This is a genomic window from Bacillus sp. FSL W8-1141, from assembly GCF_038593205.1.
Lineage (GTDB): Bacteria > Bacillota > Bacilli > Bacillales > Bacillaceae > Bacillus > Bacillus altitudinis.
In genome coordinates this window covers 1,614,010-1,638,164 of record NZ_CP151973.1, presented here as the reverse complement: position 1 = coordinate 1,638,164, position 24,155 = coordinate 1,614,010, and the positions used below count along the sequence as shown (strand labels likewise).

The window sequence follows — 24,155 nt, the reverse complement described above, 5'->3', positions numbered from 1 at the left end:
CATGAATGAACTGACACGAACAGAAGTTGAAGAAAAAATTGTCCAACTTGTGATGAATAAGTTGTCGCTCACTGAGCAGCCAGGCCTTGATGATAGTTTAAAAGCTTTAGGATTAAATTCTGTCCAAATTGTCTCTTTTGTTATTTCATTAGAGGACACCTTTCACATTGCGTTTGAAGACGAAGAATTACACCCTGACCACTTCCGCACCTTAGATCGACTTTTTACTTTGGTCAAAACCAAACTGACTAAGACGCTGTGATGACCTGCGCCATAAATAAAGAGCGGTAATGCGAGGAGGCTTCCATCAGCTCCTCATGAGTACCGCAGCTTTGAACGGCACCGTCTGCAAGTACATAGATCATATCTGCATTTTGTATGGTCGATAATCTGTGTGCAATCACAAGCAATGTGCTTCCTCCTTTTGTATCGTCTATCCCTTTTTGAACCTGCCTTTCTGTCTGCCGGTCAAGGGCCGATGTCGCCTCATCCAATATCAAGAAATCAGCCTGTTTTAAAAGCGCTCTAGCGATAGCTAAACGCTGTCGTTGTCCCCCTGACAAGGAGATTCCCCTCTCTCCAATGACTGTATCAAATCCTTTTTCAAGTCCTTTAATGAAGGGAAGAATTTGTGCAATCTCACAAACCTGTTCAAGTTGTTCTTCAGTAATATCAGTTAATCCCATGATGAGATTGAGGCGTATGGTGTCTGGGAAGAAATAGGGTTCTTGCGGGACAACGGCTACCTTTTTTAAGAAATGAGATGGCTCTATCTCTGATCGTTCAACGCCATTTACTAAAATGTTTCCGCTATCCGGTTGATAAAGTCCCAGTGCCAGCTTTGAGATAGTCGATTTCCCGCTGCCGCTCGCTCCAACAATGGCCACTTTTTTTCCTTTTTGAATATGAAGATTCAAGTCGTTTAAAGCCCCTTTAGATGTTTGTTCATAAGAAAAACAAACATCTTCAAACACCACATCTTCCACAGAATGTATTCGCTTCGTTCCTTTTTCTTCGTTTTCTATTTGCAGTACTTCTGCAATTCGATGAACAGATGCACGCTGCTGGAAAAATTCAAATACATACTGGAATAACTCCTGATAACTTTTCATTAATTGAGAAGCATATTGGTAAATGACGACAAACAAGCCGATTGACATGTTTCCTGCTGCTACTTGATATGTGCCAAACACAAGCACAGATAGTATTCCAAACCATTTCAATGGTTCTGTTAAAAATAGAAGCTTATTTTGAAACTTACCTTCTTTTATGACACGATCCATCATGTTGTTAAATAGCTTTTCATACAAACCGATTTCCCATTTACGTCGATCAAATGCAACCACTTCTCTTGTAGAAGAAATTCCTTCTTCGACATGCACGAATAGATCTGACTTTCTCTCTTGCACTTCTTTTGCGATGTTTGTTGCCGTTTCCGCCATTTTTTTACCGACAATGAAATAACACGTACTTGCAAAAATAAGCAAGAAAAATAATACAGGACTCACAGATAGTAAAATGATCGATAAAACAACGGCCATAAAAATGGTTTGTACAATCTTCGGTATATGTAAAGCAGCTGTGACAGCGACTGTCTTTACATCTTGGTTAAGCTTGTGTAGATAATAACTGACTGGATGAATTTTATATGATCTCATCGATACTTGCTGAAGCTGATCTAACATCATTTTCTGTAATGAATGGTGGATGGTAAGGTAGTTTTTGTGCATCACATATGGGCTGGCGACAAACATGACAACATAGACAAGAAAAATGATGGCAAACAGCATCAAGATATGGGGGAAATGTTGATTTCCGCTATTCAAAAGAACATCGTCAATGAGCCACTTTTGCAGCCCAATCATGGCTAAATTAGCTGCTGCTTCAATCAAAACGAGTAAAAGAGCGAGGATGAGCATCCATTTTTGCTTTGTGATCAAAAGAAACAGCCAATTTTTCCTCATGTTACACCTGCCTCCTTTTCTGAGCGGTCAGACGCCAATTGATAAAAATGTCCCTTTTTTCTCATCAATTCATTAAAATGTCCAGTTTCTAACATACGACCGTCTTCTATCAAAATAATTCTGTCAAAATGTCTTACAGTAGATAAACGATGAGCGACTGCAATAACAGTAGATTCCTTAAATGTTTGATGTAATGCCTGCTGGACTTTTTGCTCGCTGACACTGTCAAGAGATGCTGTTGCTTCATCGAGTAATACAACACTTGGATTCTTAGCAAATAGCCGGGCAATGGCGATCTTTTGCTTTTGACCACCAGATAGTTTTAATCCTCTTTCCCCAAGTATGGTGTCGTATCCGTTTTCTAGTTCTCTTATAAATGAGTCGCAATCAGCTTTTTTAGCGGCTTCAATGATCTGTTGATCTGAAAGACTTGTATCTCCAAAACGAATATTGTCCTTTACACTCATATTAAATAAAAACGTTTCTTGAAAAACAAACCCCATCGCACCTCTTATTTGACTAGTAGATAAACAGCGCAAATCAACTCCATCAAGTGTAATCATCCCAGATGAGGGGTCATAAAAGCGTCCAATTAATTTAAGAAGCGATGTTTTCCCTCCACCGCTCGTACCGACAAGCGCCACTTTTTCACCACGCCGAATATGTAGATTCATCCCTTTTAATAAAGGAGGATGATTGGGATAATGAAAATCAACGTCATGAAACACGATATCGCCTTCGACTTGATCAAGCAACATAGGCTGACGAGGCTCTCTAATATCGGGTGTTTTTTTCATAAAATGATATAAAGGTTCAATTTGAAAGGTTAAGATTCGTTGTTCTGTTAGAAGTGTGACAATAGAAGTAAGCATATGCATTGCTGAAAAATAATATAGTATATATGCCACAAAACCGCCTGTCGTCAGCTGGCCATTATTTACAAGGTAGATGCCGAGAGCAAATGTAGCTAGAGCACCAATATAATAAGTGAGCCTGCGGTTGCTTCCTCGTAAGTAAGCGAAAAAAACATTTTTTTCATGATCTTGGCGGACCTGTTCATGCAGCTTTTGAATCCGCTCCATGTCCCAATTCATATAACCTAAAATTCTAAGCTCTTCCATTGAAGCAAGACTTTCGTATAATTTTGTTTGCAACGCACGAAAACCTTCTGCACTTTGTCTTCCGTAGATCGTTGCCTTCTTTTCAAGCCAAGGTCCAAAGATATAGTAGAGAATAAAACTTGGAATGATGATGAGAGTGAGTAAGATAGAAATTTGTATCATAAAGTATAGTGAGATGGCGATAAATAGTGTCTGATTGATAAATTGTGGGAAGTATCGTCTGTAAATTTCTTGTACAGCTCGTGTTTGTGTGTTAACAAAGGAGAGTGTTTCACTAACAGAATGTTGTTCGTAGTATGAGAAACCGAGTTGACGGATTTGCTGGAAGGCAGCAAATTGTGAATCTCTTGAGGCTTGTTCGATTAATTTTCTTTGCCATAAATTTCGTGCAGCTGTCAGTATAATACCAAGTGCTATCAAGCCAGTCAGACCTAACAATAATCCATTCATTTTAGAAAAGTCTTTTGCTGGCAAAATAGTTTCAATAAAATATTGAATAAATTTAGGTATAATGAGTTCGCTCAAGGTAATAACGAATCCACTCATAATGACTAGAATCACTTTACCTGTATAAGGCTTTAAAAATGAGAGTGTCCATAAATATACACGCCATAACTGCTTTGAATCTTTGTCGATTTGTTTCAATCCATCACCAGCCTTTTGCTCTTTTTCAACAAAAAACGGAATTTTTTTACAACTTTTTCGATCCTTGTTAGGATTATATAAAATGTTTCTACTCATGACAATGTGTAATTTGTATCATTATAACAGAAAAGGCAGTGACTTCCATCACCGCCTAATCGTCCTATATTTCACTGTTATCTAGTGATACGCGTATACCAATGAGGTTCTATTTGACGAAAATAATCATGGTCTTTTAATACATTTTCTAGTCTTTCAATCATCTCATCCATTTGACCTGGATCAAATTTAATGACCCACATAATCGATGAAAAGATGCTCATTGCGACATATACAGAGTAAAGCTGCCAAAAATCAGCTGGTATTTCACCATCAAAATACCCATTTATTTGACCAGCCGCAAAGGCTTCACTTGTTTCTCTACTGAAAAGAGCTACTTTATAAAAATCATGAATGGGGTCTCCCCAATCAAAATTATTAAAATCAATAACGCCTGCATATTTATCATTCTTTATAATAATATTCCCTAAATGAAAGTCATCGTGCTGAAATTGGTTAGGCCTTCCCTTCACCTTATCGATGTGCTGTGCGATAAACTGCGCAACTTTTTCATCCCCTTCTATGGAGATACCGCTTTCCCGATAAGCAGTTAAATATCGATGATGCTTTTTCACAACACGCTCTTCCCAAGGTTCGATATGTGATGGCGCTGGATATGTATGCATGTTTCGTAAATCCCGTCCTGCACTTACCCCGATCGCATACTGCTGTTCTTCTGTTAAATGACTCATGATTTCTTTTGCTTCTTGACCTTCTACAAACGATAAAATATAGTACACTTGCTGTGTTTCATCTAGAACGCCCATTTTCACTGGATCAGCACACTGAACACCGTGACGTCTTAATTGGGAAAGGAGCTCAAATTGCGTCTTTATTTTGTCATATTGGTCTTGATCTGTGATTCGAAGGACATACTTTTCACCTGATGACATCGTCACGACCCATTTTTCATCTCGAGAATAGCCTTTATCAATCTGGTCTGTGGAGATCGCTTTTTTTAATAAGGGAATGTGCTGCACAAGGTCTGTTTTATTCATGGATTGATCCATCCTTCCCAGTCTCTTTTCTTCTCACTCTACCAAATTTTTCATTTGAAGAGAATGATCAACAATTCCTATTTATATCGAAACTACTTTACAATGTTTTTCCATTCTAATATAGTTAATTTATGTAAAGAATAGAAAATTTGTAAAGAGGAGCGTTGCAGATGAATGAAACGACGGATGCCCTTTCACTATCAAGTCAAGTAAAGGATTTGGTCCTGCGTTCTTTGGACGATGATAGCAAGATTTCTATTGGTGCAGATGAAGAGTTAACAAATCACGGTCTCGATTCAATTAAAGCAGTTTCACTCATTTTGGAATTAGAAGAGGTTTTTGATATTCAATTTGCAGATGAGGAACTATTGACCGAGCACTTTTCGACAATCAATAAAATTGTTCATCAGCTGCAAAACAAGTTAGCTGATTAATCTTTAGACATGAAAAAAAGGCATCTCTTTTAAAAGACATGCCTTTTTTTGATTAAGCAGAAGGTACATCACCCGTTGGACTAATAAGCGAGAGGGCATAATCTTCTGTAAAGATTCTTTTCGATAAATTGTTCACGCCGTCTAATGAGACGCGATTGATTTCATCAATAATTTCATCAAGCGTACGATGTTTGCCAAGGAGTAATTCATTTTTACCATTTCGGCTCATCTTGCTGTTTGTGCTTTCAAGACTAAGCATGAGGTTGCCTTTCATTTGCTCCTTAGAGTTTTCAAGTTCTTTCTGCGTAATTCCCTCACGTTTTAAGACGTCTAATGTTTGTAAGATGGTTTCAGATAGCAGATTCAGCTGTTTCGCTCCAGTTCCACCATAGATCGTCAGCATTCCGTTATCTGCAAATGAACTATGATAGCTGAATACAGAATACGCAAGTCCTTTATCTTCTCTTACGTCTTGGAACAACCGGCTGCTCATGCTACCGCCTAGAACATTATTTAAGACGATTAAGTCATAGATGCCCTGATCTCCAGCAGGAAGTCCGTTAAAGCCCATGCAAAGATGCGCCTGCTCTGTTTCCTTTTTGCGTGTCAGTTTGTCATAGTGGAATTGCGGGGCTTCGACAGGCTGCTTTTTCCCCTTTCCTTCATACGAGCCAAATAATGTTTCGACCTCACGAATGAAGGTGTCATCGACGTTCCCTGCTACAGAGATGACGACGCGATCCGGCGTATAGAATTCGTCCATATATTTTCTAAGGGAATCACCGTTAAAAGTAGAGAGTGTTTCCTCTGTCCCTAAAATCGGATAACCTAATGAATGATCACCGTAAATGGCTTTGCTTAACAAATCATGAACGATGTCATCAGGAGTATCTTCATACATTTTAATTTCTTCATAGACCACATTTTTTTCTTTCTTCAGCTCTTCTTCGTCAAAAGCAGAGTTGAAAAACATGTCACTCAATACATCGAGGGCATAGCCAGCATGTGAATCAAGTACCTTTGCATAATAGCAAGTATATTCTTTTGACGTAAAGGCATTCACTTGACCACCAATGCGGTCAAAGGATTCTGCGATATCACGTGCAGATCTCGTCTTTGTTCCTTTAAAGAACATATGCTCTAAAAAGTGTGAGATCCCATTTACTTCTGGTGTCTCATGTCTAGAACCTGTTCCAATCCAGACGCCAATTGCGACAGACCTTACAGTGGGATTGTTTTCAAGTACAATTCTTACTCCGTTTTGGCATGTATACGTTTTGACCAAGTTTTGCTCCTCCTATTCAACAAACAGATCGCATCACGGATGTCTTTTTTCACTTAGGAGGTCAGAAACCGTTCCTAATTCATATCCTCTTTCTTTGATTTGAGTGATAAGTGCGTCAAGACTTCTCGCTGTTGCGTCTGTTGGATGCATTAATATCATCGCCCCATTGTGAATTTTCCCAAGCACTCGTTTTTGTAATACAGCTGGTGATGGTTTTTGCCAGTCGATCGTGTCTACTGTCCACATAATGGTTTCCATTCCTTCTTGTTTCGCAAGCTTTACTGTTTCTTCTTTAAAGCTGCCACTTGGAGGGGCAAACCATATCGGTTTTTTCCCAAGGGATTCTTCAATTTGGCGATTTGTTTTAATCATCTGCTCTAATGCTCGTTCTCTTGTCAGTGTGCGCATATCCGGGTGATTGTATGAATGATTTCCAATTTCATGACCATCTGCCACGATTTTTTTAGCAAGGTCTGGACTGTTTTTCACCCATTTGCCTTCTAAGAAAAAGGTTGCCTTCACTTGATGCTTTTCTAGTGTATTCAACATCTTTGTTAAATGCTCGTCGCCCCAAGCTACATTGATCAGGAATGCATTCATCTTTTTGTCTGGATGTCCCTTATAGATAGGTTCAGCACCAAGTTCATGTAAATGGACAGATGGTTTTGTTTCTTTAAAAACAAGCAGCTTTTCATCGAAAGAGCCCTGTTTTTTCATTTTTTCGTAAGAAGCATCGATATCGACTGTCTGTCCATTTAAACCAGGCATCTTTTTCCACACTTTATCAATCTTAGCATTTTGCGGCTTCTCTTCATAGTCAGAAGACTTCGATTCGATCTCTTGATACAGAATATCTTTTGAAACAGATGCTACCTCGGCGTGCTCTTTCATTGAATTCATATATGTAACAGCAGCCGGCTGCTTCATCGTTTGATATGACACGAGCAGTAAAAATACAAACACAAAGAATGGTATCGTTTTTTTCAATGGTTGTCCCTCCCCTTTACCACAAATTATGATGGGGGGAAACAAGCTAGAACTATTGTTAAGCGCAAGAAAAGAAAGAAGCCTGGCACGGATACCTGGCTTCTAACACATTTTATTTGTTCTCATTAAGACTGCTTTTCTTCTTTTTCCTTTTCTTCACGTAAAACAGCTTTACGAGAAAGGTTTACACGGCCTTGTTTATCGATCTCAGTGACTTTGACGAGTAGCTCGTCACCAATCTTCACGACATCTTCTACTTTGCCAACACGTTCAAGTGCAAGCTCAGAAATATGAACAAGTCCATCTTTGCCGCTGAAGATTTCAAGGAAGGCACCGAATTTTTCAATTCGTTTCACTTTGCCTAAGTAAAGTTGGCCAACTTCAACTTCTCTGACAAGATCTTCAATGATTTTCTTCGCTTTTTGGTTCATGTCTTCTTCAGTAGAAGAGATAAAGATTGTACCGTCTTGTTCAATATCAATTTTCACACCGGTATCTTCAATGATTTTATTGATTTGTTTACCGCTTGGTCCAATGACATCGCGAATTTTATCTGGATTGATTGTCATCGTTAAGATTTTTGGTGCATAACGTGACAATTCTCCTCTAGAAGCTGGAATCGTTGACAGCATGCTATCTAAAATTTCCATTCTTCCTTTTTTCGCTTGTTGAAGTGCTTCTTCTAAAATGTCTTTTGATAGACCATCGATTTTGATGTCCATTTGAAGCGCTGTTACACCTTTAGATGTACCTGCTACTTTAAAGTCCATATCTCCAAGTGCATCTTCCATTCCTTGAATGTCTGTCAGCACTGTGTAGTATTCACCAGATTTAACAAGTCCCATTGCAATCCCTGCAACTGGTGCTTTAATTGGAACACCTGCATCCATCATCGCAAGTGTGCTCGCACAAATACTTGCTTGTGAAGTAGAACCGTTTGATTCTAACACCTCAGACACAAGACGAACCGTATAAGGGAAATCTTTTTCAGATGGAATGACTGGCTCTAATGCACGTTCGCCTAGCGCACCATGTCCAATCTCACGACGGCCTGGACCACGCATTGGGCCGGTCTCACCAACACTGAATTGCGGGAAGTTATAATGGTGCATGAATCGCTTAGACTCTTCAACACCAAGACCATCAAGAATCTGTACATCACCAAGTGCACCTAATGTACAAATACTGAGTGCCTGTGTTTGGCCTCTTGTAAACAATCCTGAACCGTGCGTTCTTGGAAGAAGTCCTACTTCTGAAGAAAGTGGACGGATTTGATCGACGCCGCGTCCATCTGGACGTACTTTCTCTTCAGTAATAAGGCGGCGAACTTCGTTTTTCACAAGCTTATTTAAGACATCCTTCGCTTGTTTAATCGTTGCTTCGTCACGCTCTTCTTCTTCAAATTTTTGAACAACAGCTTTTTTCACAGCACTGATGGCATCTTCACGAGCATGCTTCTCATGTACTTGAATCGCTTTCAGTAAATCCGCTTCAGCAAGTTGTTTTACTTCCTCTGCTAATGCTTGATCGACTTCATATAAAGGAATATCGATTTTTTCTTTACCGACAGCTTTCACAATTTCTTCTTGGAATTCGATTAAGCGTTTGATCTCTTGATGGCCGTACATGATGGCTTCAAGCATTGTTTCTTCTGGTACTTCATCAGCACCAGCCTCTACCATGTTGATTGCATCTTTTGTTCCAGCTACAACAAGGTTGATATCGCTTTGTTCAAGCTGCTCAACATTTGGGTTGATGATGAGTTTTCCATCTACTCGTCCTACTGTCACGCCAGCGATTGGTCCCTCAAATGGAATGTCAGACACACATAAAGCTAAAGATGAGCCAAACATTGCAGCCATTTCAGATGAACAATCTTGATCCACACTCATGACAATACTAATGACTTGTACTTCATTTCTAAATCCGTCTGCAAATAGTGGACGGATCGGTCTGTCAATTAAGCGGCTCGCAAGGATTGCTTTTTCACTTGGGCGGCCTTCTCTTTTAATGAAACCACCAGGAATTTTACCAACTGCATATAATCTTTCTTCGTAGTTTACAGTGAGCGGGAAAAAATCAAGTGGTTTTGGTTCTTTAGAAGCTGTTGCTGAGCTAAGCACAGCCGTATCTCCGTAGCGTACGAGAACCGCTCCGTTTGCTTGCTTTGCAAGCTGGCCAGTTTCAACTGTCAGTTGACGTCCAGCCCAGTCTATGGTGAAGACTTGTTTCTCTTGTCCCATTCTGAGATAAACTCCTCTCTTGTCGTAAAGTTTTTAGGTTATTTCTTATTATGAACAAAATGATTTTCACATATCAATGTGAAAGCTGTATGTAGAAGGGTTTTTGCCATTCTTTCAACATTTTAACCATAAAATATTAGTGATTATACGATAAAAAAGCGGGAATCCTCCCGCTTTTTACGATTATCGACGTAAGCCTAGTTTGTTAATTAACTCACGGTAACGAGTTACGTCTTTATTACGTAGATACGTAAGAAGATTACGACGTCTACCTACCATTTTCAAAAGACCGCGACGTGAGTGGTGATCTTTCTTATGAGTACGTAAATGCTCGTTCAAGTTGTTAATTGATTCTGTTAGGACAGCGATCTGAACTTCTGGAGATCCAGTATCAGATTCGTGTGTTTTGAACTCATTAATTAATTGAGTTTTACGCTCTTGAGTAATAGCCATCCTGTTTCACCTCCAAATCATGTTAGCCCCATCTACCTCGCAACCGTCGGTGAAGTCGGCCTGCCAAGTAAGTGGTTTTAAAGCTACAGGAATTATCATACTAAAAATATGCCGATTTTGCAAATGATAGAGCGGTTTTTCTGCGATTTTTTTGTTTAATGAAGATGATCTTGAAAAAACTGAATCGCTTCTTCTTTATCTTGACTAATTTGAGCCGTTAATTCTTGGATACCGTTAAATTTTTGTTCACTGCGAATCCGTTTGTACCACTGTAATTTAATCGGTTCACCATAAATTTCTTCGTTAAAATCAAAAAGGTTCACTTCAATCGCAGGCTGATCAGGACGTTTTTCATAAAATGTTGGTTTGTAGCCAACGTTACAAACACCGTCATACACCTTGCCTTTCACTTCCGCTCTCACTGCATATACGCCTGTTGGCGGGATGATGTATTCAGCAGATAAACCAACATTGGCGGTTGGAAAGCCAATCGTGCGTCCTCGTTTATCTCCATGAATCACAATGCCGCGCAGCTGATACGGTTTCCCTAAAAGCTCACTCACATATTCAACGTCTCCATTTTTCAATGCGGAACGTATAAGGGTCGAGCTGACTTTTCGGTCTTGGTTGGAAAGCTTAGGTACAATGGTCGCAGCAATCCGCCCTTTCCCGTATTCGTCAAACGTTTCCATTGTGCCTGCACCAAACCGGCCGAAGGTAAAATCGAAACCAGCGACTGCATGCTTCACATTCAGTTCGTCCAAATATTGATCGACAAACTCTTGAGGAGACAGTGCTGCAAAGTTTTCGCTGAATTGCACAATGTATAAGTAGTCAGCACCTAATTGTTCGATAAAATCAATCTTATCCTCAAGCGGTGTGATTAAGTCTTTTGGTTCACGTGCTTTTTGCAGAACATGTGATGGATGCGGATGAAAAGTCATGACAGCTAGAGCTAAACCCTCTTTTTCCGCAATGTTTTTCGCTGCATCAATCACTTTTTGGTGTCCGAGGTGAACACCGTCAAAATACCCTAAAGCCATCACAGACGGGACTTGATCCTTTTGATTCAATGTATGTGGGTGTGAAATATGTATAGTCTTCACGAGATGGTCACCTTTTCTTTAAGATTGCTTGTCCTGTGATAAAATCTTCGCCGGCTTCATCAGGTTCTGTTTGGTCGGGTGCTTCATATAAATCGCCATACAACGGCCTGAAGGAGCAAAGACAGCGACACGATCTTCCTCTGCAAAATGAGCAAATTCATCAGGCATAGGTAGGACTGCACCGTTTTCCACTTTACTTGCTAATGTATCATTTATCTCCCATTTCGGCAAATGATTGAGCGCACGCTCGATCGGCACAAGATGTTCCTCAACCGTTCCTTCCTCGCTGATCTCCCGCAACTCATCAAGAGTGATACATTCATCTAACGTAAAGTCACCAGATCCTATGCGAATGAGGTGAGACATGTGGGCTGGAAACCCAAGTTTTTTTCCAATATCGACGGCTAACGTTCTCACATATGTGCCTTTTGAACACAGGACGGTGAATCTAAAGGATACCTTTCCATTTTCAAATGTGACAGGTGTTGTCCGTTCGATACGATGAATGGTAATTTCACGGCTTGGACGTTCAATTTCAATGCCTTGCCTTGCATATTCATAGAGCTTTTTTCCGCCAATTTTCACAGCAGAAAACATGGGGGGGATCTGTTCAATGGTTCCTTCAAATTGTTTCAACGCAGCATCAATGTCATCTTCTGACATCGGTACCGGCACCTTTTTTTCTTCTACTACTTCACCTGTTTGGTCTTCTGTCGTTGTAGAAAATCCAATGGTGATTTCCGCATCATACGTTTTCGATTTATCTGTTAAGTACTCCACAATTTTTGTCGCTCGTCCAATACAAATAGGCAGAACACCTGAAACCTCTGGATCGAGTGTCCCTGTATGTCCCACTTTTTTTGTGTGTAAAATCTTTCTCACTTTAAACACACAGTCGTGAGAGGTCATGCCTCTTTCTTTATGTAATAAAAGAACACCGTTTTGCACCTGCGTTCTCTCCTTTCATAAACGATGAAAAAGGACAGACGATCATCGCCTATCCTTATTTCAACGTCTTATTCGTGATCTTTTGTGTTTAGTTCAGCAATCAGGCTTTCAATTCGGTTACCGTAATCTACAGACTCATCGAATTCAAAGTGAAGCTCTGGTGTTTTGCGAAGTCTGATTCGATTGCCAATTTCAGAGCGGATATACCCTTTCGCCTTTGCAAGGCCTTTTAAGGTTTCCTCTCTTTTCTTCTCGTCGCCAAGAACAGAAATGTAGACTTTGGCAATTTGCAAATCACCGGATACTTCAACATCCGTTACAGTCAAAAAGCCGATTCTTGGATCTTTTAGCTTTCTGCCAAGGATGTCGCCTAATTCTTTTTTCATTTGCTCACCCACACGGGTTGCTCTCATACTCATGATCTTATCACCTCTAGTTAAAACCACTCAGTTTTCGTGATCGTTCGTTCAATTTCCGGAAAAGAATCAATAAAGCTTAACACACGCTGAAGTTCCTTTTCCACTTGAACCCGGGAGGAGGAAATGACGGCGATTCCGATCGAAGTACGCTGCCATGTATCCTGATAATCCATTTCAGCAATGGTCACATTGAATTTATGGCGTGTTCTTGTCATGATACGCTGCAGAACCGCACGTTTTTCCTTCAGTGAGGATGCATCATAGATCATACACTCACACTCGGTATAACCGATCATTTTCTTTCGATTTCTTGCATAACGAATGATTCCATGACATCACCTTCACGGATATCATTGTATTTCTTAATGGTAATACCACATTCATAGCCTTGTGAAACTTCTTTCACATCGTCTTTGAATCGTTTTAATACGTCGACTTCACCTTCAAAGATAACGACGCCATCACGAATTAAGCGGATACCACTGTCTCTAGTAATGGTACCTTCAGTGACATAGCCACCAGCAATTGTACCGATTTTTGATACTTTGAACGTTTGACGAACTTCAACTTGACCGATGACTTTTTCTTCATATTCAGGGTCAAGCATCCCTTTCATCGCAGCTTCAATTTCATCGATGACTTTGTAGATGATGCGGTGTAAGCGGATATCTACGTTTTCTGTTTCAGCTGTGCTCTTCGCATTGCCATCAGGACGTACGTTAAATCCAATCACAATCGCATTAGAAGCACTTGCTAAAATGATATCAGATTCTGTAATCGCTCCAACACCCGTATGGATGATTTTCACTTTGACGCCTTCTACTTCAATTTTTTGAAGAGCTGCCGTCAGTGCTTCAGCAGAACCTTGTACATCTGCTTTTACGATTAAGTTGATATCTTTCACATCACCTTGTTTGATTTGCTCAAATAGGTCATCGAGAGATAATTTCGCTTTGTCTGAACGCTGTTCATCAAGTTGTTTAGACGCACGCGCCTCACCGACTTGACGAGCTGTTTTTTCATCTTTGAATACGAGGAACTGATCCCCTGCATGCGGTACATCATTTAAACCAGTGATTTCAACAGGTGTAGATGGTCCTGCTGTTTTCACGCGGCGTCCGATGTCATTGACCATTGCACGTACACGGCCAAATGTATTTCCGACAACGATTGGATCACCTACTTGAAGTGTACCAGTTTGAACGAGAAGGGTTGCAACAGAACCTCTTCCTTTATCAAGCTCAGCCTCGATCACAGTTCCTTTTGCCGCACGATTTGGGTTGGCTTTTAGTTCTGCTACTTCGCTGACAAGAAGGATCATTTCGATCAATTCGTCAATGCCTTCACCTGTTTTTGCAGATAGTGGAACGAAAATCGTTTCGCCGCCCCAAGCCTCAGGTACAAGACCATGCTCAGTTAACTCCTGCATCACACGGTCAGGGTTCGCTGTTGGTTTGTCAATTTTATTGACAGCCACAATGATTGGCACCTCTGCCGCTTTTGCGTGGTTGATCGCTTCAATCGTTTGCGGCATGACACCGTCATCTGCTGCAACGACCAAGATCGTCGTATCTGTTACTTCAGCACCGCGTGCTCGCATCGTAGTGAAAGCTGCGTGTCCTGGTGTATCAAGGAACGTGATTTTCTTGCCGTTTTCTTCAATTTGGTATGCACCAATATGCTGCGTAATTCCACCCGCTTCGCCTTCAACAACTTTCGTTTTACGAATGCTGTCAAGAAGCGTTGTTTTCCCGTGGTCAACGTGTCCCATGATCGTTACTACTGGAGGGCGTACTTGCATATCTTCTTCTTTATCTTCAACTTCATACTTTTCAAGTTCAGTTTCTTCTAAAATGATCACTTCTTCTACTGGAACACCATATTCAGAAGCAATTAATTCAACTGTATCTTTGTCGAGCTCTTGGTTGATCGTAGCCATGACACCAAGCATCATCAGTTTTTTGATGATTTCAGCAGTTTCTTTGCCAAGCTCGTCAGCAAGCTGGCCGACTGTCATTGAATTTGTAAATTCAATTTTTTCAGGAAGCTCTTTTTTCGGCTTCACAGGTCTTGCTTGCTGATGCTGCGCCTTGTTGTTGCCGCCACGTTTATTTTTGTTTTTGTTTTGGTTGTTGTTTTTTTTGTTTTTATTAAATTGATTATTCTGCACGTCATTCTTCTTTCTATCATTGTTTTTGTTAGATGATTGTTTTTTTTGTTCTGCGGGTTTCTCGTTAGCTGTCTCTTTTGCTTTGGCTTTTTTATAGATAGCGTCTAGCTTTTTCACAGTGTCGTCTTCAAGCGTCGCCATGTGGTTGTTCACTTCCACGTTCATATCCTTAAGCGCTGCTATAATATCTTTACTTGAAACATCTATGGCTTTTGCGTATTCATATACTCTCACTTTAGCCATTCGTTCACCCCCAAATAAATTAATCGAGCAAGCTTATGAGCTTCTTAGCGAAGCCTTGGTCAGTGACAGCGACAACTACGCGAGCTTCCTTCCCTATAGAACGTCCGAGAACGGAACGATCTTCAACTTTTCTAACCGGAACATTGTAAAATTTGCATTTGTCAGATACCTTTTTCTCTGTGTTGGATGAGGCATCTGCTGCAAGAAGAACCAGCTTAGCACGCGCATGTCTAATTTCTTTGATCACCAGATCTTCTCCTGACACGACTTTACGAGCTCGATTTGCTAGACCAAGCAAAGGATACCATTCAGATTCAGTCATTAGGTTTTTTCACCTTTTCAGCTAGTTCTAGTAATTCTTCAAAAATGTGTTCGTCAATCTGTGTCTGAAATTGCTGCTGTAAACTACGTTTGTTCTTCGCCGCAAGAATGGTTTCTTTATCGAGAGAAAGGTAAGCGCCGCGCCCGTTCATTTTTCCGGTTGCGTCAACAGACACTTCACCTTCTTTTGAACGAACAACGCGAATCAGTTCTTTCTTTGGTTTCATTTCTCCCGTCACGACGCATTTTCTAAGCGGGATTTTTTTTCGGCTTTTCACCTTTTATATCACCTCTTATTCGTCAGATTCCTCAGCTACTGGTTCAGCCTCTAAGAAAAGAGATTCAGAGTCTTCAGTTCTTGGGAAAATACCGAGTTCTCTTGCATCTGTTTCGCTTTTAATGTCAATCTTCCAGCTCGTTAGTTTCGCTGCAAGACGCGCATTTTGACCTCTTTTACCAATGGCTAATGACAGCTGATAATCAGGGACAATGACAGTTGTCGCCTTATCTTCTTCATTTACAATGACATCAAGAACTTTTGATGGACTTAACGCATTGGCAACAAATTCAACCGGGTCATTAGACCAATGAACAATGTCAATTTTTTCGCCTTTCAGCTCATTGACAATTGCTTGTACACGCTGACCTTTAGGTCCTACACAAGAACCAACTGGATCAACATCAGGATCATCTGTACGAACAGATATTTTAGAACGGTCCCCTGCTTCTCTAGCGACAGATTTAAGCTCTACAGTACCATCATAAATTTCTGGCACTTCGATTTCAAATAAACGCTTTAAAAGACCTGGGTGTGTTCTTGATACATAAATTTGTGGTCCTTTTGTTGTTTTTTCTACTTTCGTAATGAACACTTTAATGCGGTCATGTGGTTTATAGTCCTCATTTGGCATTTGTTCATTGACCGGAAGAAGGGCTTCGATTTTGCCAAGTGACACGTAAATGAATTTACTGTCAATTCGCTGAACGATTCCCGTCATGATGTCTTCCTCACGATCGATAAACTCAGTGTAAATCACACCTCGCTCTGCTTCTCTCACTCGCTGCGTCACGACTTGTTTCGCTGTCTGAGCTGCAATGCGTCCGAAATCTTTTGGTGTGACTTCAATTTCAACCACGTCACCAACCATGTAATTCGGGTTGATATTTGCTGCATCATCTACTGAGATTTCAAGGCGAGAATCATACACTTCATCTACAACATCTTTTCTTGCGAATACGCGAATCGTTCCCGTTTCACGGTTTAAATCAACACGCACATTTTGTGCTTGGTTAAAATTACGCTTGTATGCAGAAATGAGTGCAGCTTCTATCGCTTCAATAATAATTTCTTTACTAATGCCCTTCTCTTTCTCAAGAACAGTCAGGGCATCTAACAACTCACTACTCATTTTTATGGTTCCCCCTTATATCAATGAAAAGGTTAATTGAACGAAACTGCTAATCTTGCGTTAGCAATTTTTTCGTATGGAATATTGATCTCTTTCTTTCTTGTCTTGATCTTCACTGTCACTGTTGCAATCTCACCATCAAAGCTTGTAAGCTCACCTTCAAATGCCTTTTCACCATCAATTGGTTCGTATGTTTTCATGAAAACATTTTTTCCAAGTGCTTTTTCAAAATCAGCTTTTTTCTTTAATGGGCGCTCCGCTCCAGGAGAGGACACTTCAAGAAAGTAGTTTTGGCTAATTGGATCTGCCTCATCAAGCTTTTCGCTCAAGGCTTCGCTCACTTTGGCACACTCCTCGATATCGACGCCTTTGTCAGAGTCAATAAATACGCGAAGGAACCAGTTTTGACCCTCTTTGACAAATTCAACATCAACGAGTTCAAGCTGTAAGCCATCTAAAATTGGCTGTACCATGTCGCTTACGATGTCCACTACTTTTTTGCTCATTCTCTTCCTCCTTGTGCTTTCGATAAACGCTCTTATCAATCATTCTGCATAAAAACCCTGCTTTATTGTGAGCAGGGGGAGCAGAAAACGGATGAATAATGTCGAGACAAAAATTGCCTGTTCAATACAAAAGAGCGGGTTTCCCCACTCTTGTCTCGGTAATCGTTAGCATTTCCATAAAAACTATACCATATCCAATTTTTTTATGCAAATGAAGTTCCTTATAAACAGGCATTCTTGATCAGTTCTTTTCATTCATTCTTTTGGCGTGTTCACGAATGATTCCTGCCTCCCGGCTCTCCTTTAAAACTCGAAAACCGTCATAATCCGGGTAGAGGGAATCATCGTCTTGAATGCTTGTTAAAATCCAAAATTGGCTACCTGCGCCTCCGAGCTGTTCAATTGTCTTCAGCCAGCTATCATATACATCAGGACGGGCTGCTTGATTTTGATAGCCAAACTCTTCTAATACAACAGGTTTTCCAATTGCGTTTCCTCGGGTGATATGATCTTTTATCCATTTCACTCCCCATGCAGCAGACTGATTCCAGTGATCAGGGTATAAATGATAGGTTCCATAATCAATATGAGGGAGAGCAGTCAAACGATCCCAATCAACACCTTCTCCCCCACTGTAAAACCAATCGTCATGACCTGTCATGCGAAAGAACCCTTCGTCTCCTACTGCAACAAGGTGATTCGAGTCAATTGATTTGATCCATGCACTCATTTCATCTGCCCAGTTTACTAGTATATCTCCCGAAGGGTCTGACTGAGCGCGCGGCTCATTGGCGAGCTCCCATGTCATAATAGCAGGATCATCTTTATATTGAACACCTGAGTACGTATTGGTTCTCTCTAATACATAGCGCACATAGTTTTTGTAAGCTGTTTTAATCCGAGAATCTGTATAAAAGTGATCATGTGATCCTGCCTGAAACCACTTCACATATTGATTCATCCCGCCAAAGTCATCCCAATTGTTCACGAGCGGGATGACCAGCTTGATTCCTTCCTGCCCTGCTTTATAAATCGCATAGTCTAGTTTTTGAAAACCGGATTCTTCATAAACACCTGGACGAGATTGTAAGACTGAGTTTTCTTGAGGGGTACCATCGTGAAATCCCCAAATACGAATAACTTTTAAATCCATTGCCTTCATATCGTCAAAAACAGCATCTACCATCTTTTTTGATTTGTAATGGAAATAATAATTATTTGTGCCAGCAAAGTAAAATGGGTGGTTGTTCAATACAAAATGTGTACCAGATGTTTGCACATAGGAGGAGGCCTTTACAGTCAGAGTGAACCAACCCGCCCATAAAGTGATCAGCAGCATAAAACAAGCCACCCGTTGAACCCATTTTTTCATTCCATTCTCCTCCTCACAATCTCTTATTCTACTGGTACGATGATATCTAATTGAAGCGGTGTTTGTTTAGTTGAATCAAGTTCAATCGTCTGCTGCTGCAACATTTTACTTTCTTCACCAATTCGAACCTCATACGTCCCGTGAAACGCTGGACATGTCACTTGGCCATTCGCATCTGTTTTTTCCACTCTTTGTGTCGTCCACTCCTGTAGAAGCTTTTCATAACGCCTGCCTGCTTCATTTAACGACCAATCATGATTCACGATGGCTGCGTGCTCACCTCTCCAATGAGCACCCGCCCAAAATCCCCACATCAGCACACCTTTTACGGCTGGATGACTAAAGGCAACCCGATATAAAGCTTCTAAGTTATCCGCTCGTCTATTGGCATCCGGATGAACAGAGTCATACTCTGTCACCCATATCGGTAGACCAAGCTCAGCAAGCACATCTAGTCTTTGTTTTACAACGACTGGATCCACTCGATCTTCAAAGTGACCTTGAACTCCAATGGCCTCAACTGGTGCCCCCAACTGACGAAGTTCATTGATATGTGCTTTATATGCGTGATGTTCGCCGTATGAGATTACATTATAATCATTGACAAACAGCAAGGCTTGAGGATCAATTTTTTTCGTTTCTTCATACATCCATTTCCAAATCTGTTTCCCAAACCGGTCTTTAAAAAATGAACCATGCATCATTTCGTTGTTTACATCCCAATGACGGAATTTCCCTTTGAAATGATTGCCTGCATGCTCAAGCCGCCTTTTCATGGCTTCATATACTTCATGATTCGGTAATGATTTCAGCCAGTTTGGATTGGCATCCTCTACCTCCCAAAATAAGGCGTGCCCCCTCACTGGAATTTGGTGTCTATTGGCAAAATTCAGCATGGCATCTGCTTTTTCGTAGGTTATTTTCCCTCTTTCAGGCTCATTTGCATACCATTTTGCCTCATTTTCAAACACAGCCCAATTAAAATGTTGAACAAAAAAATCAGCATACGTTTGATTGAATAGTACTTGGTCATTCATTGCTGAACCAAATGCAAATTCATGTCTGATTTGTTTTATTTCTACCTCTATTCCTGCAACTGGCTTTTGTTCCTTATTGATGACGTTTATGACAAGCTCTCTTTGTCTATGTTGTAAGATTCGATTATTTGCTTCTTTTCTCCAGCTTTGATTTTCTTGTTCCTGTGATCCGCCATTCGATGAATGATTCATAAATTCTTTCTTATTAACCATGATGACATCACCTTTGCTTTCATTTCATTTATCTTATTAGGAAACCGCCGGCTAAAAAAGCCGGCAGCTGCACTAGGTTCTATTCGTTTATGAGACGATGGTATTCTGCATAAGCGGTAGCCATATCAACTTGCGACCAGAAACGATGATAGGTGAAACTTGGCGCTCCGTTTTCCCATTTACCTGTCGCTTCATTAAAAGATGCTTGATATTTACTCTCCAGAGCTGACCAAGCTGGGTCTTGCTTGATTTTAGGACGAAGATCTGCAAAGCTCGTATACACTCCGTTACCTCCTCGCTGCGGGTCAGAAGGAATGGTGCTGGAACCAGGAATCTGATTTCCTTGACCAAATGTTCCATTCCAGCCATTTGGGAAGTACACTTCTTTTTTAAAGAAACGGTGGTAGTCTTCTCTGTCTTCCTCTGTCACAATCCCTACACCATCATTGTAATTCCAAGCGACCTCAAGGAGCTGTGCCGCTGTCTCTTTTGCTCTTATGCCAAGCGCTGTGTAGTTTCCTGTCTCTTTCTTTGTTGCAGCAGCAAAGAATGTGAGTGCTTTGATTAGACTGCCCAGTACACCAGTATCTTGAGTAGGATCTTTTGTAACTGCCGTTAAATTTGGATTACCTGTTGCAGATTGGAACCCGCTCCAAGTGTCAGGCTGGCCGCTCCATTCTATATTCCCAGGAATCCAAAACTCTCCAGGTGCACTCGTCGTAGCAACAGCAACATTTGTCCCCCCTAGAATCCTTTGACCCTGACCATCTAAAAAATACCCATCTTGATCCGACACAGGACGCGTGCCAATAAAAATATAATCTAGTGAATAGTTGACCCATTTTGTGATGACAGATTTGGCCATTTGGAAATTTTCAGATGTTTTGTCGCCATCTTTTGCAAAGATATAATAAAGCTCTGCTACACGCTCAATCGGCCATGCTTGCATTCCAAACCAATTATTGGACGGAGGATCATGGTAAACAGGCGCATCTTCATAAGCCATATCATAAAATGTGCTTCTTCCTGCTGGATAAGCGCTATAGTCTCCATTCCAGCTGTTGGTAGCACCTCCTGCAATCGCTCCCTCTTTTGATTGAAGCCAGACGTAAAATTCAAGCTGTCTCTTTAACGTCTTTTCCCAATCACTTGCAGCAGTCGGTGACGATGGCTTTAAGCCTCCCTTATCTGAGGATAAAGCGTAGGCAGCGACTGGGTTTTGATACCCTTGATGACAATGGCTCGCTCCGATACGCCATGACCAATTCGCATATTCTCCAAGTCCCCCGCCCCAAGAGGTGTACCATGCCATTAAGTGATGACATGCACTTTTTCCATTTCCAGGATACGGATTACCTTGCTTGCCGCTTCCAATTGTTTGAAAATATTTATCGTACATTCCGTAACGAAGGAAATCACCCATCTTTTTCGCTTTATCAAGATAGACTGACCCATTATAGCCAAGTTCCTTTGCCCAATACATCGCCTGTATTGCACGCGCATCAGCATCCGTCGCATTTGTATAGCGCCACTGGGCGGCGGGCGCTTGATTTTCTTTTGTGAACAAGCTCATGAAACCTTCATTGGGCTTTCCGGCTGTTTTATCATCTTGTGATGGATGAGGGATGGCCTCCCATACGGATTCTTGCGGACCCCGCTGAAATGTGTTTACATATGCGGCTGTATGTGATGGGTTGAGCAAATTCCCATATTCATACCAGTTGTCTACATCAAGAAGCCAATGCATTAAATACGTTTCATTCGTTCCGTAAGTTGACCTCAGCTCATGATCAATTGGATCTTGACCAGCAGGGCGAGCACCCGTCAACTGACTCGGATATTGATCTGGATATGGTTTTTCTGAAGCGTATGTGGCTGGGCTGGATGGATTGTAAGAACTCATATGCGGCTGTTCGTCATGTCCATCTTCGTTTACTGGAATGATAAACTTCTCCATATTATCCCAAGCCGCTTCTAGTTTGCTCCAATCGCCTGTGTAATGACCATACAATGCTTCAAGCCATAACCAATAGCTGTAAGCTTCTGAAGTTGTCATATGTCCGTAATCAGGTGCCTCGCAAATGAGTGTCTCAACGGAATGATACGGAATGCCTTCTTTTGAAAAATATCCATTCGTCTCGTTTTTCATTTGATGATAAAGTGTTAAAAACCGTTCTTTATTTGTCATGTCCTCACCCTTTATATTTATTTATTCGGAAGCGTACCAAATACTAAATCACCTTGATCAAAAACAGGAATTCTCGCTGTTTTTTGCATATTGGATGTTAATCCTTGAAAGGAATAATCATTTGAGGCATCCCATATATTCGCACCATTTGGCGCAGATAACCGGAACTGTATTTCCTTCTTATGAAGCGATTCGCCTCCTGGAAAAATAGCTACGCCAGTAAAATCGATTTCTGTAAAATAGATATGGGATGATGCGTCATACACCGTTAACGGAGATAAGGAAGCGCCTTCATTGTAGACAGCTGTCACTTGAATATCTTTATCAGTGAATCCCTTCGCAAATATCTCGCTTAGATTGACATAATATCTAAAAGAAAGTGATTGACTACTTCTGGCCGGCCAGCCTGATCGATTGTATAGAATGGCTTTGATCTGAGTAGATGTTGTATCGTTACTCATGACAGCTGCCTCTACAAAAAACTCATCTTCCACTTTTTCTTTAGGCGGAAAATTCGGCAGCTTTGACTGCCCCTGACCAAACAGCTGCACCATTTTGGCTACATTTCCAGTAAAGGCGGCATTATAGTCTGTTGCTACCTCGTTTGATACATAGTCAGAGATGTCATCGGTATACTGATCCTGTGCATTAGGCCCCCCAACAAGCGCTCCATAAAGCGTGTGCCGATGAGAAGAAGGAGTTGTCAGCTGATTAGACCATGAGCCATGTGCAGTTCGATGGTGTGGATGCATCGGCGGATTTTTGCCAAACCCAACGACATAGCTTCTATTTTGCGGATTATCCCCTAACATATAGTGTGTTTGCCTGATCGCAAATGTTTGGTATCGATTCTTTTTTTCTTGATCAGAGACCCAATCTGCGTAAACAAACGCTAAAAATGCAGCATTTGCTGTATAACGAAGTGAACCCCATTGATCTAACCACGCTAGTCCGCCAGGCGTATAAGTGATTCTTTCTACTTTTCCATTTTGAACAAAACCCGTCGACCAGTAATCGAGATTACGCTCCGTCGATTCGATAAACCTTTTCTCCTTTGTGATTCTCGCAAGTAAAATTTGCGAAGCAAAAAAGGTATTGTCCCACGACATCGTAAACGTATAGTCCCAATCCTTCGGCCATTCTTCTACTGCTTTTAGTGCTTTGTTTAAATAGGTCTGGTCATTTGTCGCCAAGTACAGCCATATTCCACCCCAAATGAGCTCATCAATATAGCCGCTCCAAGAGTTATAAAATGGCTGCGCATTGGTGACACAATCTGTATACTCACCGCGATATTGGTCAGCAAATGCATAAAGCTGCTTTGCATGGGTGAGAAGTTTTGCTGCATAAGGCGCATCAGTTTCTTTAAAAATAATTGAACCTGCTGCTAAAGCGGCTGCGGTTTGGGCGGCTACTTCTGTTCCTGGACAATGTTCATCAATTTTAAATGCCGGCCGGTTCATCGGCATCACTTCTGCTGGACCCCACCAGCCATGATCCGCATTCCCATCGCCTACTTGTGCCCAAAATTCATTTGGACCTGTATGGGCTTTCAAAAAATAATCGGTTGCCCACTTGATTTGATCTAACATATCATCAAGCAGCTCTGCCTCTTCGTAAGCTTCTCGGTACTCATAGACTGTCCATGCAAGCACGGTTGCAGAGTAAGCCATCGGAAGCCCGAACTTCACATGATCACCAGCATCGTACCAGCCGCCTGTTAAATCATGACCAACATCTTTCCCATCCTCTAGTCCAGAATCCCCTCGCCAGTTAAGACGATTGCTTTCAGGAAGCTTTCCGGAACGCTGGGCTTCGTAAAACAAAATGGATTTTTGAAGCACCTCTACATAGTTGTAATCTGACATGTACCTACTTCTCACCCCTTCTTTTTTCTTAAACGTGAAACATTGAACAAGAAATGACCACCTCCTTTTTATTCCGTTCGTGTTTTGTACAGTGTTGAAAAGAATCAAGCGTGTTTCAAAAATGTGCAT

The 24,155-nt window shown here is 41.1% G+C and carries 22 protein-coding genes; 2 read left to right on the top strand and 20 right to left on the bottom strand.

Going from position 1 to position 24,155, the window contains the following annotated elements; genetic code table 11:
- Window position 1: 1 nt before the first annotated feature.
- The gene (locus NSQ52_RS08290; protein ID WP_041507289.1) at window positions 2-262 is read left to right on the top strand and encodes a phosphopantetheine-binding protein; all 261 of its coding nucleotides are present in this window, start codon (window positions 2-4) and stop codon (window positions 260-262) included.
- On the opposite strand, the gene NSQ52_RS08285 is transcribed toward NSQ52_RS08290, so the two are convergent.
- The 3 genes from NSQ52_RS08285 to NSQ52_RS08275 all read right to left on the bottom strand — a co-directional run bounded on the left by NSQ52_RS08285 (window position 249) and on the right by NSQ52_RS08275 (window position 4,824).
- Window positions 249-1,964, bottom strand: coding sequence for an ABC transporter ATP-binding protein (locus NSQ52_RS08285; RefSeq protein WP_342474048.1), 1,716 nt, complete (start codon window positions 1,962-1,964; stop codon window positions 249-251). The two genes, NSQ52_RS08290 and NSQ52_RS08285, sit on opposite strands and share 14 nt — an antisense overlap.
- Window positions 1,961-3,730 (bottom strand): ABC transporter ATP-binding protein, encoded by a 1,770-nt coding sequence (locus NSQ52_RS08280; RefSeq protein ID WP_342474047.1) that lies wholly within the window; start codon window positions 3,728-3,730, stop codon window positions 1,961-1,963. Before NSQ52_RS08280 ends, NSQ52_RS08285 begins: the two co-directional genes overlap by 4 nt.
- A gap of 173 nt (window positions 3,731-3,903) precedes the next feature.
- Window positions 3,904-4,824, bottom strand: coding sequence for an aminoglycoside phosphotransferase family protein (locus NSQ52_RS08275; protein WP_342474046.1), 921 nt, complete (start codon window positions 4,822-4,824; stop codon window positions 3,904-3,906).
- Window positions 4,825-4,994: 170 nt separating this feature from the next.
- On the opposite strand from NSQ52_RS08275, the gene NSQ52_RS08270 reads away from it, so the two are divergent.
- Window positions 4,995-5,258, top strand: coding sequence for an acyl carrier protein (locus tag NSQ52_RS08270; protein ID WP_052463354.1), 264 nt, complete (start codon window positions 4,995-4,997; stop codon window positions 5,256-5,258).
- A 52-nt stretch (window positions 5,259-5,310) separates the two neighbouring features.
- Here NSQ52_RS08270 and NSQ52_RS08265 read toward each other — a convergent pair whose 3' ends face one another.
- The 17 genes from NSQ52_RS08265 to NSQ52_RS08185 form a co-directional block, all read right to left on the bottom strand.
- On the bottom strand, window positions 5,311-6,543 hold the full coding sequence (locus NSQ52_RS08265) for a pitrilysin family protein (protein ID WP_041090488.1): 1,233 nt from the start codon (window positions 6,541-6,543) through the stop codon (window positions 5,311-5,313).
- Between the two features lie 33 nt (window positions 6,544-6,576).
- A complete protein-coding gene (locus tag NSQ52_RS08260) occupies window positions 6,577-7,470 on the bottom strand; it encodes a polysaccharide deacetylase family protein (protein ID WP_223255630.1) in 894 nt (297 codons plus the stop codon).
- Between the two features lie 185 nt (window positions 7,471-7,655).
- Complete coding sequence (gene pnp, locus NSQ52_RS08255) at window positions 7,656-9,773, bottom strand: polyribonucleotide nucleotidyltransferase (RefSeq protein WP_007499522.1); 2,118 nt, start codon at window positions 9,771-9,773, stop codon at window positions 7,656-7,658.
- Between the two features lie 183 nt (window positions 9,774-9,956).
- Complete coding sequence (rpsO, locus tag NSQ52_RS08250) at window positions 9,957-10,226, bottom strand: 30S ribosomal protein S15 (RefSeq protein WP_008354438.1); 270 nt, start codon at window positions 10,224-10,226, stop codon at window positions 9,957-9,959.
- A gap of 155 nt (window positions 10,227-10,381) precedes the next feature.
- The gene (gene ribF / locus NSQ52_RS08245) at window positions 10,382-11,332 is read right to left on the bottom strand and encodes a bifunctional riboflavin kinase/FAD synthetase (RefSeq protein ID WP_178930143.1); all 951 of its coding nucleotides are present in this window, start codon (window positions 11,330-11,332) and stop codon (window positions 10,382-10,384) included.
- An 18-nt stretch (window positions 11,333-11,350) separates the two neighbouring features.
- Window positions 11,351-12,280, bottom strand: coding sequence for a tRNA pseudouridine(55) synthase TruB (truB, locus tag NSQ52_RS08240; protein ID WP_024720372.1), 930 nt, complete (start codon window positions 12,278-12,280; stop codon window positions 11,351-11,353).
- 68 nt (window positions 12,281-12,348) lie between these two features.
- A complete protein-coding gene (gene rbfA, locus NSQ52_RS08235) occupies window positions 12,349-12,699 on the bottom strand; it encodes a 30S ribosome-binding factor RbfA (RefSeq protein WP_007499525.1) in 351 nt (116 codons plus the stop codon).
- Window positions 12,700-12,716: 17 nt separating this feature from the next.
- Window positions 12,717-12,995 carry a DUF503 domain-containing protein gene (locus tag NSQ52_RS08230; RefSeq protein ID WP_017359071.1) on the bottom strand — a complete coding sequence of 93 codons (279 nt, stop codon included), beginning with the start codon at window positions 12,993-12,995 and terminating at the stop codon, window positions 12,717-12,719.
- Entirely contained in the window at window positions 12,992-15,112 is a 2,121-nt protein-coding gene (gene infB, locus NSQ52_RS08225; protein ID WP_007499526.1) for a translation initiation factor IF-2, read from the bottom strand. The genes NSQ52_RS08230 and infB overlap by 4 nt, the downstream gene beginning before the upstream one ends.
- Window positions 15,113-15,131: 19 nt before the next feature.
- Window positions 15,132-15,434: a YlxQ family RNA-binding protein gene (locus NSQ52_RS08220; RefSeq protein WP_007499528.1), complete on the bottom strand. Its 303-nt coding sequence runs from the start codon at window positions 15,432-15,434 to the stop codon at window positions 15,132-15,134.
- Entirely contained in the window at window positions 15,427-15,711 is a 285-nt protein-coding gene (locus NSQ52_RS08215) for a YlxR family protein (protein WP_008344742.1), read from the bottom strand. The genes NSQ52_RS08220 and NSQ52_RS08215 overlap by 8 nt, the downstream gene beginning before the upstream one ends.
- 15 nt (window positions 15,712-15,726) lie before the next feature.
- Complete coding sequence (nusA, locus tag NSQ52_RS08210) at window positions 15,727-16,842, bottom strand: transcription termination factor NusA (protein ID WP_007499530.1); 1,116 nt, start codon at window positions 16,840-16,842, stop codon at window positions 15,727-15,729.
- A gap of 32 nt (window positions 16,843-16,874) precedes the next feature.
- Window positions 16,875-17,348, bottom strand: a complete 474-nt coding sequence (gene rimP / locus NSQ52_RS08205; protein WP_008344744.1) for a ribosome maturation factor RimP — start codon at window positions 17,346-17,348, stop codon at window positions 16,875-16,877.
- A gap of 241 nt (window positions 17,349-17,589) precedes the next feature.
- Window positions 17,590-18,720 carry a cellulase family glycosylhydrolase gene (locus tag NSQ52_RS08200; protein ID WP_168948683.1) on the bottom strand — a complete coding sequence of 377 codons (1,131 nt, stop codon included), beginning with the start codon at window positions 18,718-18,720 and terminating at the stop codon, window positions 17,590-17,592.
- Window positions 18,721-18,743: 23 nt separating this feature from the next.
- Window positions 18,744-19,970: an endo-1,4-beta-xylanase gene (locus NSQ52_RS08195; RefSeq protein WP_041507294.1), complete on the bottom strand. Its 1,227-nt coding sequence runs from the start codon at window positions 19,968-19,970 to the stop codon at window positions 18,744-18,746.
- Between the two features lie 79 nt (window positions 19,971-20,049).
- Complete coding sequence (locus NSQ52_RS08190; RefSeq protein WP_340936461.1) at window positions 20,050-22,158, bottom strand: glycoside hydrolase family 48 protein; 2,109 nt, start codon at window positions 22,156-22,158, stop codon at window positions 20,050-20,052.
- Window positions 22,159-22,175: 17 nt separating this feature from the next.
- Window positions 22,176-24,026: a glycoside hydrolase family 9 protein gene (locus tag NSQ52_RS08185; protein WP_342474045.1), complete on the bottom strand. Its 1,851-nt coding sequence runs from the start codon at window positions 24,024-24,026 to the stop codon at window positions 22,176-22,178.
- Between the last annotated feature and the right edge of the window lie 129 nt (window positions 24,027-24,155).